We start from the raw sequence: 15,426 nt of genomic DNA, 5'->3' as shown, positions 1-15,426 counted from the left end.
CTTCTGTGCCATCAATTATATGAATTAATTTTCTCACGCATACGTGGCACATTTGAGCCAGAGTCCACAGTTATTTTCGGTCAACAAACCCAATTCATTGGAACTCAGGATTTAAAAAGGTAAGAATTGTAGTAAAACTGAGCCAAGACTACCTACAAAGTCGAAAAACTTAGGTTTACCAGTAGTCACTTCGCTAGAGTATGGTGTTTGTAGTTCTTGCATGAAAGCCTGTGCTGTCTGGATTCCTGCCTCGTTTTCTTGTTCTGTAAACATTTTTTCGGCAATTTCGGCATCTGCAAATGCACCTTTTCTATCAAATATTTGGTAACGAGCAACACCACGGGCTAAGTAAGCTCCTGCGTATTCTGGCTGAGAGGCGATCGCTTGATCAAAATAATTAATGGCTTGTTTTTGATTCCCTTTTTGTGCTTCTGCTACACCTAAAGCATAAAATTCCTCTGGTGTGGCGAGTTGCATGGGTATTCCCACTGCGCCTTGAAAGTTAACACCATCGAGGGAAGCATCATTAAAGTCTGTATTAGCTAAATAGGTGTTTCTCAAGTCAGCACCGATCAGATTTGCCCCAGTCAGTTTAGCTTGGCTAAGATTAACACCAAATAAACCAGCACGGCTTAAATTTGCACCTCTTAAATCAGCACCGCTTAAATTGGCACGGCTGAGGTTAGCATTTGTCAGATTAGCACCCCTTAAATCCGCTCCAGATAAGTCAGCCATGACTAAACCTGCATTACTCAAGTCGCAGTTTTGACATTCTTTGGTGGCTAATAACTGTCTGACGTGTTCAAAGTTAGCTGCGTGGGCAGTTGTTACCAGGCTGATTGTAGTTAAGAATATGGCTGTGGCTAAAATTTGACTTTTCATTACACAAGCTTCAGCTATAGATTTATACTTAAACTTATGATATGAGTAACCTGATAAGTTTGCCATCTGTAGTTTTTGAGATGACTAGGATTGAAGATTTTCCACCACAATCACAGGTATGGGGCTAGTTTCTAAAACTGTTTGCGATACTGAGCCAATCAGGACTTTTTCCCAAGGTTGATGACCCCGTTTTCCCATAATAATCGCTGTGGCGTGATGTTCTTGGGCAGTGCGAATAATTTCCTCTGGAACCGTACCTGTAACCGTGAAAAATTTATATCTGATATCTGATAACAATTTTTGAGCTTGTGATTCTAGTTGTTGGATTTCTTGCTGATTGGGGAAATTAACTATATGCAAAACTATTACTTCACCGTTACTGCGTCGTGCTAAATCTGCGACTTTGGTTAAAACGGCTGTAGCTAAACTAGATGTATCAACTGCTGCTAATAATAGTGTAGAACTTGTAACAGTAACTTTTGTGGGATCAACTTCTCCCCGTTGTAATAATTTAGGTGCAAAGGTCATCGTTGCCCAGGCTCCTAAAGGTGCTGTAATTAAAATCGATAAAGCTGCGATCGCTAAAATTATCTCACCTCCCGCGATGCCTTGGGCAAGGGGAATAGCTCCAATAGCTGCCTGTACTGTGGCTTTAGCTGAGTTTCCTGGTAATAAAAACAGTCTTTCCCGCCAATTCCAATTACTGCCCAGTGTGGAAAGATACCAGCCTAGCATCCGACCGAGAAGTAAACCAATTGCCAGAACTGCTAAACCAGGTAAGAGAATATTTCCTAATATTTGCAGTTGAATAGTTGCACCCAATAAAACAAACAGAAAAATCTCCGCAACTATCCAGAGGCTATCAAATCCACCGCGTAATTTTCTAGCTAGGGGCGCATCTAATTCAATCAGGAAAAAACCTAAACTCATTGCTGCTAAATAACCAGAAAAATAAGGCAACGCCTGAGCCGAAATGACTAAAAATAAGGCGAGACTGGCAGCAATTACGGTATCTTGAACGGCGTTTTGAGTCCAATTTTGGTTTACTAATAGCACCACCAATAAACGGGCTGCTAAGTAGCCAAACAGCACTCCTAGTAAAATTTGCATAATGACTTGCAGTGGAAGCAGTTGCAAGGGGGTGAGGGTAAATCCTCCTATGAGGATGATTGGGTCAACACTTCCATCACCCAAGAAACTCAGCAACAGGCTAAAAACTAATAACAGCAGTACATCAGATAAGGCACTACCAGTCAGAATTGCATCGGGTATGCCTTTGGTAACGCCCCAGCCTAAACTTTTGAGTCTCAGCATTCCGGGGACAATCACAGCCGGAGATTCAGCGCCAATCACACAGCCTAAAAGTAACCCAGTGAGAAAGTCAAATTTAAAGATTACCATAGCTGCACAGGCGATGGCGATCGCTTCGATAGTGGCCGGTAAAAAACCTAAACGCAATGCTACAGTTCCCTGTTGAGCTAACTTTTCTCTGTCTAAACCTAAGCCAGCTTTCATCAAAATAATCATCACCGCCAAAGTTCTTAAATCATCCGCAGCATTCAACACATCTGAATTAATCAGATTTAGCACTTGGGGGCTAAGAATTATCCCCACTAAAATCATCCCAATTAAAGGTGGAGCGCCTAAACGTCGAGCAAGTTGACCGACAAAAAAGCCCATGATTAAAATCCACAATATACTGGCTAACATTCCCATAACTCCAGAAGGTGCAATTTATAGACAAAGAATTTTTAGCTAATTACATATTGCTATTTACGATACTAATAACAATATCCATTTTGCTTAAATGAAAAAAATAAATTTGCATTCAATAAATAGATAGAAATTTATATGTTATGCTTCGTATAGGAATCAAAAAAGTAAAAGCAGTAGAAAAATTCACGTAATTGAGACAAGCTCAATAAAGTTTTTTTGCTCTGGTAAATTCGCTTCGATTCGTTACCGCTTTTTGTAACGAATAGGTAAACTCAGGCTAGGTAGGATAGTAACTTTCGTAACAACTTGAAGTCAATCAAAACTGCCTTAGTGTAGGCACATAAGATTTGGCTAACCTAGTTGGGATTACCCTCCAGATGCAATTAAACTTAGAGTCTAGGAAGAAAGACTTTTAGTAAAACTTAACAATTCAATAGAACTTAGAATAGTTATTCACTTAGCACAAGCGGAGAAAAATATATTCTACTGCGAACTAAGTCATAGCATTCTTATCTGTTGGAACATAAAGTTCAAGCCGAGCTGATACTGTTCCACATATCCGGGAATTTAACCATATTGTCAAACATCACCAAGAAATTGCCGGAGCAAGAGTACCACTTTTAGGTAAGGATTGATGTCCTTCTATTACTCATGATATGGCTAATTCAATGAATTAGAAGTTCTTGGCGTTCATAACATCAGCAAAATCAAGAAAATTGTAGTCACCATTGAGAGTAAATTGCAATATTGGTTGGTTGGTTATTTATGTAGTTTAAAGGATGCACTCTACATAAACTTAAATTCCTGCTGCAACTACTCTTAAGGTTTGAGCAACCGTCTGGGATACTACAACAACTAATAATGCTTGATTCAAGCTTTAAAAAGCTGCGTCATCAGTGCATCTGGTAACACTTGCAATATCATTTGAGCATTTCCTAACAAAAATACTCTGCATCAACGCAACTTTTTGGCGGAAGTGATATATGGATGAGAATTGACCTTCAGGTGTCAGCTTCTCAACTGGAAAAAGTGGCATAATTCGTCACCAATATCAAGCTCGTGGTGGTTTCACTATACCTAACCAAGCCTGAAAGACTGATAGAAACTTTCAGACCAATCAACAAAATAATTGTAGGAAATCATTATCATGACTGACGAAAAAATTAGACAAATAGCATTCTACGGTAAAGGTGGTATTGGTAAATCTACTACTTCTCAAAATACCTTGGCTGCTATGGCGGAAATGGGTCAGCGCATTCTTATCGTCGGTTGTGACCCCAAAGCTGATTCTACCCGTTTGATGCTACACAGTAAAGCTCAAACCAGTGTTCTACAATTGGCTGCGGAAAGAGGCGCTGTAGAAGACATCGAACTACATGAAGTCATGCTGACCGGCTTCCGTGGTGTCCGTTGTGTAGAATCAGGTGGTCCAGAACCCGGTGTAGGTTGTGCTGGTCGGGGTATTATCACCGCCATCAACTTCTTAGAAGAAAATGGTGCATACACAGATGTTGACTTCGTATCTTACGATGTATTAGGCGACGTTGTGTGCGGTGGTTTCGCTATGCCAATAAGAGAAGGTAAAGCGCAAGAAATCTACATTGTCACATCAGGCGAAATGATGGCGATGTACGCTGCTAATAACATCGCTCGTGGTGTTCTTAAATATGCTCACACTGGTGGGGTGCGCTTGGGTGGTTTGATTTGTAACAGCCGTAACGTTGACAGGGAAGTTGATTTAATCGAAACCCTGGCGAAACGCTTGAACACCCAAATGATTCACTTCGTACCTCGTGACAACATTGTACAACACGCTGAGTTACGTCGGATGACAGTAAACGAGTACGCACCTGATAGTAATCAAAGTAACGAATATCGGACTTTGGCTACCAAGATTATCAACAACAAAAATCTGACAATTCCTACCCCCATAGAAATGGAAGAACTAGAAGAATTGTTGATTGAATTCGGTATTCTTGAAAGTGAAGAAAATGCCGCAATGTTAGTTGGTAAAACAGCTACTGAATCACCAATAACTAAGTAGTTCTTCAGGATGGGTAGTACTCATCCCAGACATTTTAAGTTATAAAAAATATCTTTGGCTAGAGTTGTAATTTATAATTATTCTCTAGCTTTTTATTTTTAAGCGGATCAATATAAATTTTTTAGGAAATAAGGTGCGTTTTCCTTGTGCTTGAGGGTGAGTTTTACCCACCCAAACATTGTTAAATTTATACGGCTGTCTGTGTATTATCCTGGATACTACTCAAACAAAAATTAATGTGGGAACGGATAGTTCGTTCGTAAACTAAAGTCTGCTGTGTGCGTATCCCTATGGGCTGATATATCAAGTTAACGTCTGGAAAGTTACACCAGGACATTAAAAAAATATCTTTGGCTGGAGTTATAATTTCATAACTATTCTCTTGCCTTTTCTTTTTCAGCTTACAATTATTTAATTTTAATTTTTGTCTAAATAATGTTTCAAATTCGGAAACTAAATTTGAAGTATCTGGCATTGTTTATACACGTTTAATCGTGCTGCTTGGTTAAACATTATATTGTGATATCACTCAGTATGGGACTTAAGCTTGTATCACCTGATTTTACACTGAGTTTTTGCGGGAAACTGATGTAAATATAATTGTTACTACTTATAGAGTATATCCTGTTATGAAAGAAAGTGTTTAAAAAAACTAAATAGGCTTGTATAAGTGTAAATGCTATACCAAAGTTTAAGGGTGAAATCCCTACTCAATTTCAGAGGTTTTCTGCACCAATATTCTGAGTTTGGCTAGATAGAATAAAAATGCGACTGGAGTGATGCTGTTTTCTCACAAATCTCATACAGTATGAGCGGGAGAGCCAAATGATGAACAATCAATTAAAAACTGTGACGTTATTAGCTGTGCTTAGTGGTTTGTTGATTGCCATTAGCTACTGGGTAATTGGCGGTAGTGGGGGTTTAATTATTGGTATTGGTTTAGCCGCAGCAACAAATCTGTTTTCTTGGTATCAATCAGATAAGATTGCTTTGAGTGTGTACCACGCCCAACCTGTGACTGAAGCCCAAGCGCCGGGACTATATTATATGGTGAGGAAATTGAGCGATCGCGCTAATATTCCTATGCCGGGTGTTTATATTGTTCCTAGTCAAACTGCTAATGCTTTCGCTACCGGACGTGATCCAGAACACGCATCTGTGGCTGTGACTGAAGGTATTTTAAATATATTACCAGATGATGAACTGGAAGCAGTGATTGCTCACGAACTGACTCATATTATTAATCGTGATACTCTCACACAAGCTGTCGCTGCCACAATTGCCGGGGCTGTTTCGTTTTTGGCACAAATGGTAAGTTACAGCTTATGGTTTGGTGGTGGTTCACGAGATGATAACAGAGGTGGAAATCCTTTAGGTCTGTTGTTAACAGTTTTACTTGCGCCTATAGCAGCCACAATTATTCAGTTAGCAATTTCCCGGACACGGGAGTTTTCCGCCGATGCAGGTGCAGCTAGATTAACTGGTAATCCCCGCGCTTTAGCTCAGGCGCTGCAAAGGTTAGAGGCTACGGCCAAAGAACTACCTCTAAATGCTAATCCCTCTTTTGAGCCGTTATTAATTATTCACCCGATTTCCGGTGAGTTTTTGGGTAACTTGTTTTCTAGCCATCCTGCCACAGCAGCACGAGTTGAAGAATTGCTAAAGTTAGAGAGACAATTATCAACGACATAATTCCTCAAATCTGTCGCTAAAGTTCTCATCAGAAATAGCAGTTTTACAAATAAGGAAATTGTAATTATGAATCCTCACAACAATAACGAATCTGGAGAATCTACAGCTATTGTCGAAATTAGCCCTGAAACCAATGAAATGGTAGAAACTGAGATGGTGGATGAAACGGATGATGTCAAGAGTGAAACTAAAGCTTTAATTACGGCGCTGAAAATACGCGCCCAAAAAGAAGCAGAATCAGCAGGTACTTTGACGCGTGAAACCTATATTAATGCTGTGCGTGAAGCTAGAGAAGCAATTGAAGGGGAAAAACTAATTTCGCGCGATCGCCTGGAGGATTCTTGGGCTACCATGCAAGAAGAAACAGAAAAAAACTGGGATTTGCTCGTTAAAGAAATTACAGATTTTGGCGATCGCCTGCAAGATGCAGCTCAAGCCGCCTGGGACGCTTTTAATGCTCCTCGCCGTTAACATAATTGGCGTTTTTGAATATTTTTCAGCCATCAAACTACTAAGCTTTCAGACAGTCCATAGAGTTTAAACTATAACTAATTCGCTGATATACCTCTTGGGCATAACACCGGGGAATTACGCGAATTAGTTGCTTTTTTTTGTGATCTTTAATTAAAATTTATGAAAAATTCAACGATAAAAAATAATATCCTTCCGGAAAACTACGATGTTCTAGGAAAATAAGAATGTTGGGGCAATAGAATCGAAGAACTTAAATAATAAAGTATAGTCAAAATTCAGATATTTAGGCAGTACTATGGCGATAAAAGTCTCAAAGTCTCAGATAAATATGCTTAACTCGGATTTGTTGAAATTCCTCACCCAGCCATTTTTGGGTGCTGCCTTATTAACTGCTGTTAATGTTGCTGCGCCTTCTGCCAGCATAGCTCAGGGACAAATTATATCACAAACAACACAACCAAGTTTTCCCTCAGTACAACCACAACTACCGGGTACACAACCAATCATCCCCACAACACAATCAGAATCACCATCTATCCCAATTGACACTAATTACAGTTTGGGTGGTGGTGATCTAATTCGTGTAAATGTATTTGAAGTACCAGAATATACTGGTGAATACCAAATTCCTCCGGGTGGATCAATCAACTTACCCTTAATTGGCAGTGTATCAGTTCTGGGTCTCAGCACCGAACAGGCCGCTGATGAAATCGCCAGGAGATATTCTCGGTTTCTCAAGCGTCCTCTAATTTCAGTGAACCTGTTATCCCCTCGTCCGATTAATGTTTTGGTCGCCGGAGAAGTTACAAGGCCAGGTTCTTATACTCTGAATTTACAAGGCGGCGCGGGTAATAATCCCGGCGTTCAATACCCAACTGTATTAGCTGCTTTGACTACGGCTCAAGGTGTGACTTTGGCAGCAGATGTGACTCAAGTCCAATTAAGACGGAAGGTAGGACGTTCTTCTGAGCAAGTTGTGAATCTGAACCTAAAGGAATTGATTCAAACTGGTCGGATAGACCAAGATATTACTTTACGCGATGGGGACACCATTGTTGTTCCAACAGCAACTACTTTTAACGTTGCAGAAGCACGTAATTTATTTTCAGCTAACTTTGCCGCTAGCACTACCACACCCAGGAATGTAGCCATTATTGGTGAAGTTAATCGTCCCGGTTCATATCTGGTTGGACCTGGTGCAGAAGGTGGTGGTTTACCTACTGTCATGAGTGCCTTGCAATCAGCTGGGGGAATTACATCACAAGCTGATGTTCGTAATCTCAAGTTGCGCCGTCTCACTAGAACAGGTTCAGAACAAAATATAGATATTGACCTCTGGCAATTATTACAGACTGGTGATATCAGTCAAAACATTATTGTGCAGGATGGAGATACCATCATTATTCCTACTGCTAGTGCGGTAAATACAGCCGAAGCAACTGAATTGGCTAACACTACTTTGTCTGCTGCCACAATTCAAGTGGGTGTGGTAGGTGAAGTCAAAACTCCGGGATCGGTTGAGATTAAGCCTAATAGCTCATTAAACCAAGCTTTGTTAGCTGCTGGTGGATTCAACGATTCTAGAGCTAGAAAAAGTACCGTGGATTTGGTTCGGCTCAATCCTAATGGTTCTATAACTAAGCGGGAAGTTAAAGTTGATTTTTCTGAGAACATTAATGAGGAGACGAATCCCATACTCCGTAATAATGATGTGATCATTGTGAACCGTTCTGGTTTAGCTCGTACTGGTGATAATGTGGGTGCGGTGCTTAATCCTCTAGGCGGTTTATTGGGAGTGTTTAGAGCGATATTCGGTTTCTTTTAAAATGATCCCATTCGTTTGAAGTTGTTCAGATTATTTAAAAATGGCAACTTCAAACCCATATTAGTAGTCAAGTGATGGAACTACTTTTGGAATGTGATGATTTTATTCCGTTTGGGAAAACATCTACCTCAAATATCTTGCTTACAGGGATTTGTCTGTAGCTTAACTCTGGCTGTTTGTTGGGGGGTGAGTCTTCCCTTGGCGATCGCCGCCGAAACAATTACTATCCGTTTGGGTCCGTTTCAGCAGTCGGTAGCGATCGCCGATTTAGAAAAATTTTCCCGCACAGGACAACTACCAGAAAACCTGGAAATTTATAGTTTTGTCTTAACGCCACAGGTCGGAAAATTACTGAATCAAAAGTTACAAATAGAACCAAGTTTTGCAGATAAATTCCTTGAGCAGTTAGTGCGATCGCCACAAGGTAAACAATTAGTCTCCTCTTTGGAATCAGCCATACCCGGTAGTACCATCGCCGGGATTCAAGCAGGTCTTTATCTAGCGCTACGTCAAGTTAATGGTTTAAGTCCCATTAGTTTTTTGCGAGCCTATCCACCACAAAATATTACTGTAGATGCTACCCAAGCACTGCAAATCGCCTTAGCTTTTAACGCCAACAACTTACAAAACCAAGCTTTTGGATTAGTGCTGGCAGAGGAATTATTAGTAAAAAATAATACGTCTTTTCAGCCCAGCTTCGACCCAGCAGCCAGGGGAAAAAACCCAGTTCAGCAGCAGACACTCACCCTACAAGACAGAAAACGCGGTCGCACCATTCCCGTAGATATTTATTTCAGCCAAACTTCCACCCCAGGTCCACTGGTAGTAATTTCCCACGGCTTCGGAGCCAATCGTCGCTTCTTTAGCTACTTAGCCAATCATCTCGCCTCTCACGGAATTACCGTCGCTGCAATTGAACATCCTGGGAGTAACTCCACAGCCATCAATAATGCTTCCCGTGAAAGGAATTTAGCGGAACTATTACCAGCTAGTGAATTTATTGATCGCCCAAAAGATGTCAGCTTTTTGCTCAACGAACTAGAAAAACTGAATACTTCATCGGGAAAACTTTCAGGAAAATTTAACACAGAGAAAGTCACTGTGATTGGTCACTCTTTAGGGGGTTACACTGCATTAGCCTTAGTGGGTGGAGAAGTAGACTTAAAAGAATTACAACAATTCTGCAAAACATCTCTTTCTTTTAGCGAATCCCCCGGTGATTTATTCCAATGTGTAGCAGCCAGTTTAAAAGACAGTAAACCAGATTTGCAAGATCCGCGAGTTCAGAGTGCGATCGCGCTAAACCCCCTGGTAGGTAAACTCTTTGGTAAAAACGGTATCAGTAAAATTACCAAACCCGTATTAATCCTAGCGGGAACTGAAGACGCACTTACCCCCGCCTTAACCCATCAATTCAGACCCTTTCAACAACTGCGTGGTTCTAAATATCTATTAACAGCCATTGGTGGGACACACTTGAGCATTACCGATCCCACATATCCCCTCAGTGCAACCGCTAACATCGTCAGAGAAAAGCGAGGAGCAGAAACCAACTCCCTACGCCAACTAATTCGTGGTGTCACCTTAGCATTTATTAAACAAGACACACCACAGGCCCAGATTTACCAACAATTCCTCACACCAGCTTACGCCCAATCACTATCTACAGCAGAAATTCCCCTCCGGTTCAATTCTGACTTACCAAGAAATATTCAACCTTGGCTCAATCTTGTCTCCAGTGATTAACTTACTTAGGACTTACGCATAATCTACCTTTTCTTGGCGTTCTTGGCGGCTTGGCGGTTAGATAAATCAAGATTTTTGCCAATTGCTGCGTAAGTCCTATGTGTATATAAATTGAATCATCTAAATCCTCATTGCCAGGGTGTAATCCAGGTGCTTTAATGACAATTGCATTCTGCCAAAGTATCAACCCCATATTAGACCTCTGACTCTGATACTAGCTTGTGATCAAACTACATAATGAATGTAGATAAAATTACAGACCCAAAACATCAGACTGAAATCAGGGGCTAAAGTAGTACCATATCCTTTTACACTCAATTTACCCAAAGGCTGATAGGAGAATATATGGAGCCAATTATTGCCATAGTCTTAGCCCTCATAGGTTATGCTTTAGGATCAGCAAAACTAATTAATCAAGGCAACGAAGCCTTAGTAGAACGCCTGGGACGGTATCATCGCAAACTTTCCCCTGGACTCAACTTTATTGTGCCTTTGGTCGATCAGATTGTGATGGAGGATACAATACGCGAACAGTTTTTAGATATCAAACCTCAAAATGTGATCACCAGAGATAACATTTACCTAGAAGTTGATGCTGTCGTATTTTGGCGCATCAGAGATATGGTCAAAAGTTTCTACGAAATTGACGATCTCCAAGGTTCTCTGACACAACTAACAACAACCACACTCCGGGAAATCATCGCTCAGAACACTGTAGAAGAAACCAATGTTTCCCGTGCAGAAATGGACGCAGCCATTTTAAATCAGTTAAACCAAATAACAGAAAATTGGGGAGTGGAGATTATTCGCTTAGATATTCAAAGCATTACACCCCCGGAAAGTGTCCGAAAATCTATGGAAGAAGAGCGAGCTGCGGAAATCAAAAAACGGGCGCTGGCTTTTGAAGCTGAAGGAGAACGTGACGCTGCTATTAAGAGAGCGCAAGGAACTCAAACCTCAATGCAAATCATATCTGAAGCCCTACTTTCTCATCCTCAAAGCCGAGAAATTCTCAGATATCTAGTGGCTCAAGATTATGTCATAGCTAGCCAAAAACTTGGTGAAAGTAATAACGCTAAAATTGTCTTCATCGACCCCAGTAAAACCAATGAAGTTTATGACCAATTAATTGCTGATTCCATATCTCAAGATGGTAATGGTAAAAACTCGGAAAATGGTATGTGATTTTATCTAAATCTGCACAGAATCATCAAATCCATCAATTCATCCGTCTTCATCTGCGTTCAATTATTCTTTTCTCGGAATAGTGCATCGGCTACCAGTGAAACATCACGCATTTCCGAAACATCGTGAACTCGGAGAATATCAGCACCTTGAGCAATAGCCGCACAACAAGCTGCTGCTGTTCCCCACACTCGTTTTTGAGGATCTGGTTGGTTTAATATGCGACCAATAAAACTTTTGCGGGATGCTCCTACCAAAATAGGGCAATTTAGGGCTTTTAATTGACGCAATTGGTGAAAAATCTCTAAATTCTGCTCATAGTTTTTGGCAAAACCGATCCCCGGATCAATAATAATCTTCCTGCTATCAATACCTACAGAAGTGGCTGTTAAAATTTGTTTTGTTAAAAAACCAGAAATCTCCGCCATTAAATCCTGATAATTAGTCATTTGCTGCATTGTCTGCGGCGTTCCCTGGATGTGCATTAAAACAATTGGCACATCTAAACTTGCGACTGTGGGTAGCATTTCTAAATCAAATGTGCCACCAGAAATATCATTAATTATATCCGCTCCAGCTTCTATAGATGCTCTAGCTACAGTAGCTCTAGTAGTATCTACGGATATTGGCACTGTAATTGCTGGTCGCAGAACCTCTAATATCGGCAGTACCCGATCTAGTTCCTCTGCAAGAGTTATTTGCTCTGCTCCTGGTCGCGTCGATTGACCTCCTACATCGATAATGTCAACACCAGCAGCTACCATCGCTTGTGCCTGTGCTAAAGCCGCAGCGCTATTATTAAATGCGCCACCATCACTAAAACTATCGGGGGTGACATTTAAAACACCCATAAGGTAACTTCGCTGTCCCCACGCAAAACAGCGTTCTCGAATTATTAACTTGCTTGACATATAAAAATTATTTTGTTAGGACTTACGCATAATCTACATTTTCTTGGCGTTCTTGGCGGCTTGGCGGTTCGATAAATCAAGATTTTTGGCAATCATTGCGTAAGTCCTGTTTGTGTTTATCTGTGGTGCTTGTAGAATTATGAATCAAGGTAAAATTGATACACGCATTCCCCGGCGCGGCCAGGGAAAAAGCGTTGCATATCAAATTAGTTGTAGTTGACAATGCGAGCAAAACTTGCAGGTTCTAGACTAGCTCCCCCCACAAGAACGCCATCAATTTCTGGTTGAGCCATAATCTCATCAATATTATTTGGCTTCACAGATCCACCGTATTGAATGGGAACATTGGGATTACTTAACTGACTACGAATTAAACCAATGACGCGATTAGCTTCAGTGGATTCACAAGTCTCACCAGTCCCAATTGCCCAAATTGGTTCATAGGCAATCACCAAATTATTCTGATTCACATCTATGAGGTCTTGCTCTAACTGGGCGATAATAAGTGATTCAGTTTCCCCAGTATCTCGTTGTTGTTTAGTTTCCCCTACACATAAAATTGGTGTCAGACCATACTTTTGAGCGGCTTTGAGGCGGAGATTGACAGTTTTATCTGTTTCCCCAAAGTATTGCCGTCTTTCGCTATGACCGACAATTACAAAACGTACACCAAGTTCTGTCAACATGGGGCCAGAAATTTCGCCTGTGTAGGCTCCATTCTCTTCCCAGTGAAGATTTTGCGCCCCTAACTGGATGAGGCTGCCATGCAAAGTCTTGGATAAAATGTTTAAGTTAGTGAAAGGAGGACATAATACAACTTCCCGTCTTGGGGGTATTTCCTCTAAAAGAGGCAGAAATCCCTGTAAAAAATCCTGGGTTTCTGCCTGGGTTTTGAACATTTTCCAGTTACCGGCAATAACTATTTTTCTCACAGGTGATTTAGTCAAGATTCTAAGGCTACTAGATGCATTTTTCAGTTTAGGACTTTTTGTTAGTCATTGGTCATTAGTTATTAGTTATTAGTCATTGGTCAGTAGGAAATTACTGTTTTCTCCCCCCTGCTCCCCTGCATCTTCCCCCCTGCATCTTCCCCCCTGCATCTTCCCCCCTGCCTCTTCCCAGTCCCCTGTTAAAAATAACTAGGATAAGAATATGGGGACACCATCCCAAATTGTGAATTTTACTTGCTATGACTTCTACATTACCTTTACCTGAACCCGATCGCAGTGACTCATCTAACTGGGAGGAAGAACTGGATAGTGCTATTTTTAGTTTTGATGACATCCAAAGGTCACTCAACTATAAGCAAGCACAAACGGCTCTGCGAAATTTAGTTACCAATATTGATTTGAGTCCCCAGGAGAAACGGGGATTGGAAATTGAACTGGCTGATTTGGAAACTATGCTAGGTAAGTTGGATAGCATGGTGGTACAAATTGCGGCTTTTGGCATGGTGGGACGTGGTAAGTCTTCTTTGCTGAATGCTTTGGTGGGAGAAACGGTGTTTGAAACTGGACCTTTGCATGGAGTCACCCGTGATTCTCAAAGTGTTAACTGGAGTATTAGTGAGGAGACAATTGGGGAAAATGACCGGACTTTACGGGTAACTCTACCTGCTGGCGGTCAATCTCAAGTGGAACTAATTGATACTCCTGGGTTAGATGAAGTCGATGGTGATACTCGTGCGGCGTTGGCGGAACAGGTCGCAAAACAAGCAGATTTAATTTTGTTTGTGATTTCTGGGGATATGACGAAGATAGAACATGAGGCTTTGTCTCAGTTACGGGAGGCTGGTAAACCGATAATTCTGGTGTTCAATAAGGTAGATCAGTATCCTGAAGCTGACCGGATGGCAATTTATCGCAAAATCCGAGATGAACGGGTCAGGGAGTTACTCACCCCTCTGGAAATTGTGATGACAGCTGCATCTCCTGTGGTCAGGACGGCGGTTGTTCGCCCTGATGGTAGTAGGGGGGTGCAGTTACGTACAAGTACAGGTCAAGTTGCAGAATTGAAGCTGAAAATTTTGGAGATTCTGCACCGTGAAGGTAAGGCGTTGGTGGCTCTGAATACTATGCTTTATGCGGATCAGGTGAATGAGCAATTGGTAGCACGAAAACTGATGATTCGGGAACAAAATGCTAATCAGTTGATTTGGAAGGCTGTGATGACTAAGGCGATCGCCATTGCACTCAATCCGGTAACTGTTGTCGATATACTCAGTAGTATAGTTATTGATATTTCTTTAATTTTAGGTTTATCTAAACTCTATGGCATCCCCATGAGTGAAAGCGGTGCTGTGCAATTACTCCAGAAAATTGCCCTGAGTATGGGCGGTATCGGTTTTAGTGAATTACTAGCTAATTTAGGTTTGAGTGGATTAAAAACTGTGTTGGGGATCTCTGCATCAGCTACGGCTGGGGCTACTTTTGCGCCTTATGTATCAGTGGCTATTACTCAAGCTGGTGTGGCTGGTGTTTCTTCTTATGGTATTGGTCAAGTTACTAAAGTTTATTTGGCTAATGGGGCGACTTGGGGTGATGAGGGTCCAAAAGCAGTGATTTCTCGCATTTTGGAGAACTTAGACGAAAAATCTATCCTCAACAGGATTAAAGAGGAATTGCAACAAAAGGTAAAACTGAAATCTTAATTAGCCAGGACTTACGCAAAATATCTCACTTCGACAAGTGTTACAGTGAGCCTGTCGAACTGCTCAGTGACCACTCAAACCCTGATTTCTCTGTGTACTCTGTGTCTCTGTGGTTCCTTATTCCGTCACTTGTGCGTAAGTCCTATTAGCTTTCTGCCGCTAAAACAAGGTGAGTTAACGAGTTAAAAATCAATTTGGTTCAGATAAGAATAATCAACCGCCGTAGATGCGCCATTAACGCCGATAAATCCACTCTAATCTTAACTGAACCGCATTGATGGAAAAATTCAAGATTTAGCGC

General features: G+C 41.2%; 12 protein-coding genes. 7 read left to right on the top strand and 5 right to left on the bottom strand.

Going from position 1 to position 15,426, the window contains the following annotated elements:
• Window positions 1-111 precede the first annotated feature (111 nt).
• Both VB620_RS10825 and VB620_RS10820 read right to left on the bottom strand, forming a co-directional pair.
• A complete protein-coding gene (locus VB620_RS10825) occupies window positions 112-882 on the bottom strand; it encodes a pentapeptide repeat-containing protein (RefSeq protein ID WP_323196155.1) in 771 nt (256 codons plus the stop codon).
• 84 nt (window positions 883-966) lie between these two features.
• Window positions 967-2,592, bottom strand: a complete 1,626-nt coding sequence (locus tag VB620_RS10820; protein ID WP_323196154.1) for a cation:proton antiporter — start codon at window positions 2,590-2,592, stop codon at window positions 967-969.
• A gap of 1,153 nt (window positions 2,593-3,745) precedes the next feature.
• On the opposite strand from VB620_RS10820, the gene nifH reads away from it, so the two are divergent.
• Window positions 3,746-4,642, top strand: coding sequence for a nitrogenase iron protein (nifH, locus tag VB620_RS10815; RefSeq protein WP_323196153.1), 897 nt, complete (start codon window positions 3,746-3,748; stop codon window positions 4,640-4,642).
• A 187-nt stretch (window positions 4,643-4,829) separates the two neighbouring features.
• Here nifH and VB620_RS10810 read toward each other — a convergent pair whose 3' ends face one another.
• Window positions 4,830-5,117: a hypothetical protein gene (locus tag VB620_RS10810; protein ID WP_323196152.1), complete on the bottom strand. Its 288-nt coding sequence runs from the start codon at window positions 5,115-5,117 to the stop codon at window positions 4,830-4,832.
• A gap of 353 nt (window positions 5,118-5,470) precedes the next feature.
• On the opposite strand from VB620_RS10810, the gene VB620_RS10805 reads away from it, so the two are divergent.
• The 5 genes from VB620_RS10805 to VB620_RS10785 all read left to right on the top strand — a co-directional run bounded on the left by VB620_RS10805 (window position 5,471) and on the right by VB620_RS10785 (window position 11,564).
• Complete coding sequence (locus VB620_RS10805; protein WP_323196179.1) at window positions 5,471-6,334, top strand: M48 family metalloprotease; 864 nt, start codon at window positions 5,471-5,473, stop codon at window positions 6,332-6,334.
• A gap of 66 nt (window positions 6,335-6,400) precedes the next feature.
• Window positions 6,401-6,805 carry a hypothetical protein gene (locus tag VB620_RS10800; RefSeq protein WP_323196151.1) on the top strand — a complete coding sequence of 135 codons (405 nt, stop codon included), beginning with the start codon at window positions 6,401-6,403 and terminating at the stop codon, window positions 6,803-6,805.
• A gap of 331 nt (window positions 6,806-7,136) precedes the next feature.
• Window positions 7,137-8,633, top strand: coding sequence for an SLBB domain-containing protein (locus VB620_RS10795; protein WP_323196150.1), 1,497 nt, complete (start codon window positions 7,137-7,139; stop codon window positions 8,631-8,633).
• A 96-nt stretch (window positions 8,634-8,729) separates the two neighbouring features.
• Window positions 8,730-10,379, top strand: a complete 1,650-nt coding sequence (locus VB620_RS10790; protein WP_323196178.1) for an alpha/beta hydrolase — start codon at window positions 8,730-8,732, stop codon at window positions 10,377-10,379.
• A 345-nt stretch (window positions 10,380-10,724) separates the two neighbouring features.
• Window positions 10,725-11,564: an SPFH domain-containing protein gene (locus VB620_RS10785; protein WP_323196149.1), complete on the top strand. Its 840-nt coding sequence runs from the start codon at window positions 10,725-10,727 to the stop codon at window positions 11,562-11,564.
• A gap of 59 nt (window positions 11,565-11,623) precedes the next feature.
• Here VB620_RS10785 and folP read toward each other — a convergent pair whose 3' ends face one another.
• A complete protein-coding gene (gene folP / locus VB620_RS10780) occupies window positions 11,624-12,475 on the bottom strand; it encodes a dihydropteroate synthase (protein WP_323196148.1) in 852 nt (283 codons plus the stop codon).
• A 206-nt stretch (window positions 12,476-12,681) separates the two neighbouring features.
• Window positions 12,682-13,407: a triose-phosphate isomerase gene (gene tpiA, locus VB620_RS10775; RefSeq protein WP_323196177.1), complete on the bottom strand. Its 726-nt coding sequence runs from the start codon at window positions 13,405-13,407 to the stop codon at window positions 12,682-12,684.
• Window positions 13,408-13,664: 257 nt separating this feature from the next.
• On the opposite strand from tpiA, the gene VB620_RS10770 reads away from it, so the two are divergent.
• Window positions 13,665-15,125: a GTP-binding protein gene (locus tag VB620_RS10770; protein ID WP_323196147.1), complete on the top strand. Its 1,461-nt coding sequence runs from the start codon at window positions 13,665-13,667 to the stop codon at window positions 15,123-15,125.
• Window positions 15,126-15,426 lie beyond the last annotated feature (301 nt).

It is taken from the genome of Nodularia harveyana UHCC-0300 (assembly GCF_034931085.1).
Classification (GTDB): Bacteria; Cyanobacteriota; Cyanobacteriia; order Cyanobacteriales; family Nostocaceae; genus Nodularia; species Nodularia harveyana.
The sequence above is the reverse complement of the archived record's forward strand: the minus strand, read 5'-3'. Positions and strand labels throughout refer to the sequence as shown.

What these genes read in the sequence shown, in the direction of transcription:
- VB620_RS10790 (WP_323196178.1), top strand. Translation starts at nt 8,730, where the DNA reads ATGATTTTATTCCGTTTGGGAAAACATCTACCTCAAATATCTTGCTTA.
- VB620_RS10770 (WP_323196147.1), top strand. Translation starts at nt 13,665, where the DNA reads ATGACTTCTACATTACCTTTACCTGAACCCGATCGCAGTGACTCATCT.
- VB620_RS10810 (WP_323196152.1), bottom strand. Translation starts at nt 5,117, where the DNA reads ATGCCAGATACTTCAAATTTAGTTTCCGAATTTGAAACATTATTTAGA.
- VB620_RS10800 (WP_323196151.1), top strand. Translation starts at nt 6,401, where the DNA reads ATGAATCCTCACAACAATAACGAATCTGGAGAATCTACAGCTATTGTC.
- VB620_RS10795 (WP_323196150.1), top strand. Translation starts at nt 7,137, where the DNA reads ATGCTTAACTCGGATTTGTTGAAATTCCTCACCCAGCCATTTTTGGGT.
- VB620_RS10825 (WP_323196155.1), bottom strand. Translation starts at nt 882, where the DNA reads ATGAAAAGTCAAATTTTAGCCACAGCCATATTCTTAACTACAATCAGC.
- nifH (WP_323196153.1), top strand. Translation starts at nt 3,746, where the DNA reads ATGACTGACGAAAAAATTAGACAAATAGCATTCTACGGTAAAGGTGGT.
- folP (WP_323196148.1), bottom strand. Translation starts at nt 12,475, where the DNA reads ATGTCAAGCAAGTTAATAATTCGAGAACGCTGTTTTGCGTGGGGACAG.
- VB620_RS10785 (WP_323196149.1), top strand. Translation starts at nt 10,725, where the DNA reads ATGGAGCCAATTATTGCCATAGTCTTAGCCCTCATAGGTTATGCTTTA.
- VB620_RS10805 (WP_323196179.1), top strand. Translation starts at nt 5,471, where the DNA reads ATGAACAATCAATTAAAAACTGTGACGTTATTAGCTGTGCTTAGTGGT.
- VB620_RS10820 (WP_323196154.1), bottom strand. Translation starts at nt 2,592, where the DNA reads ATGTTAGCCAGTATATTGTGGATTTTAATCATGGGCTTTTTTGTCGGT.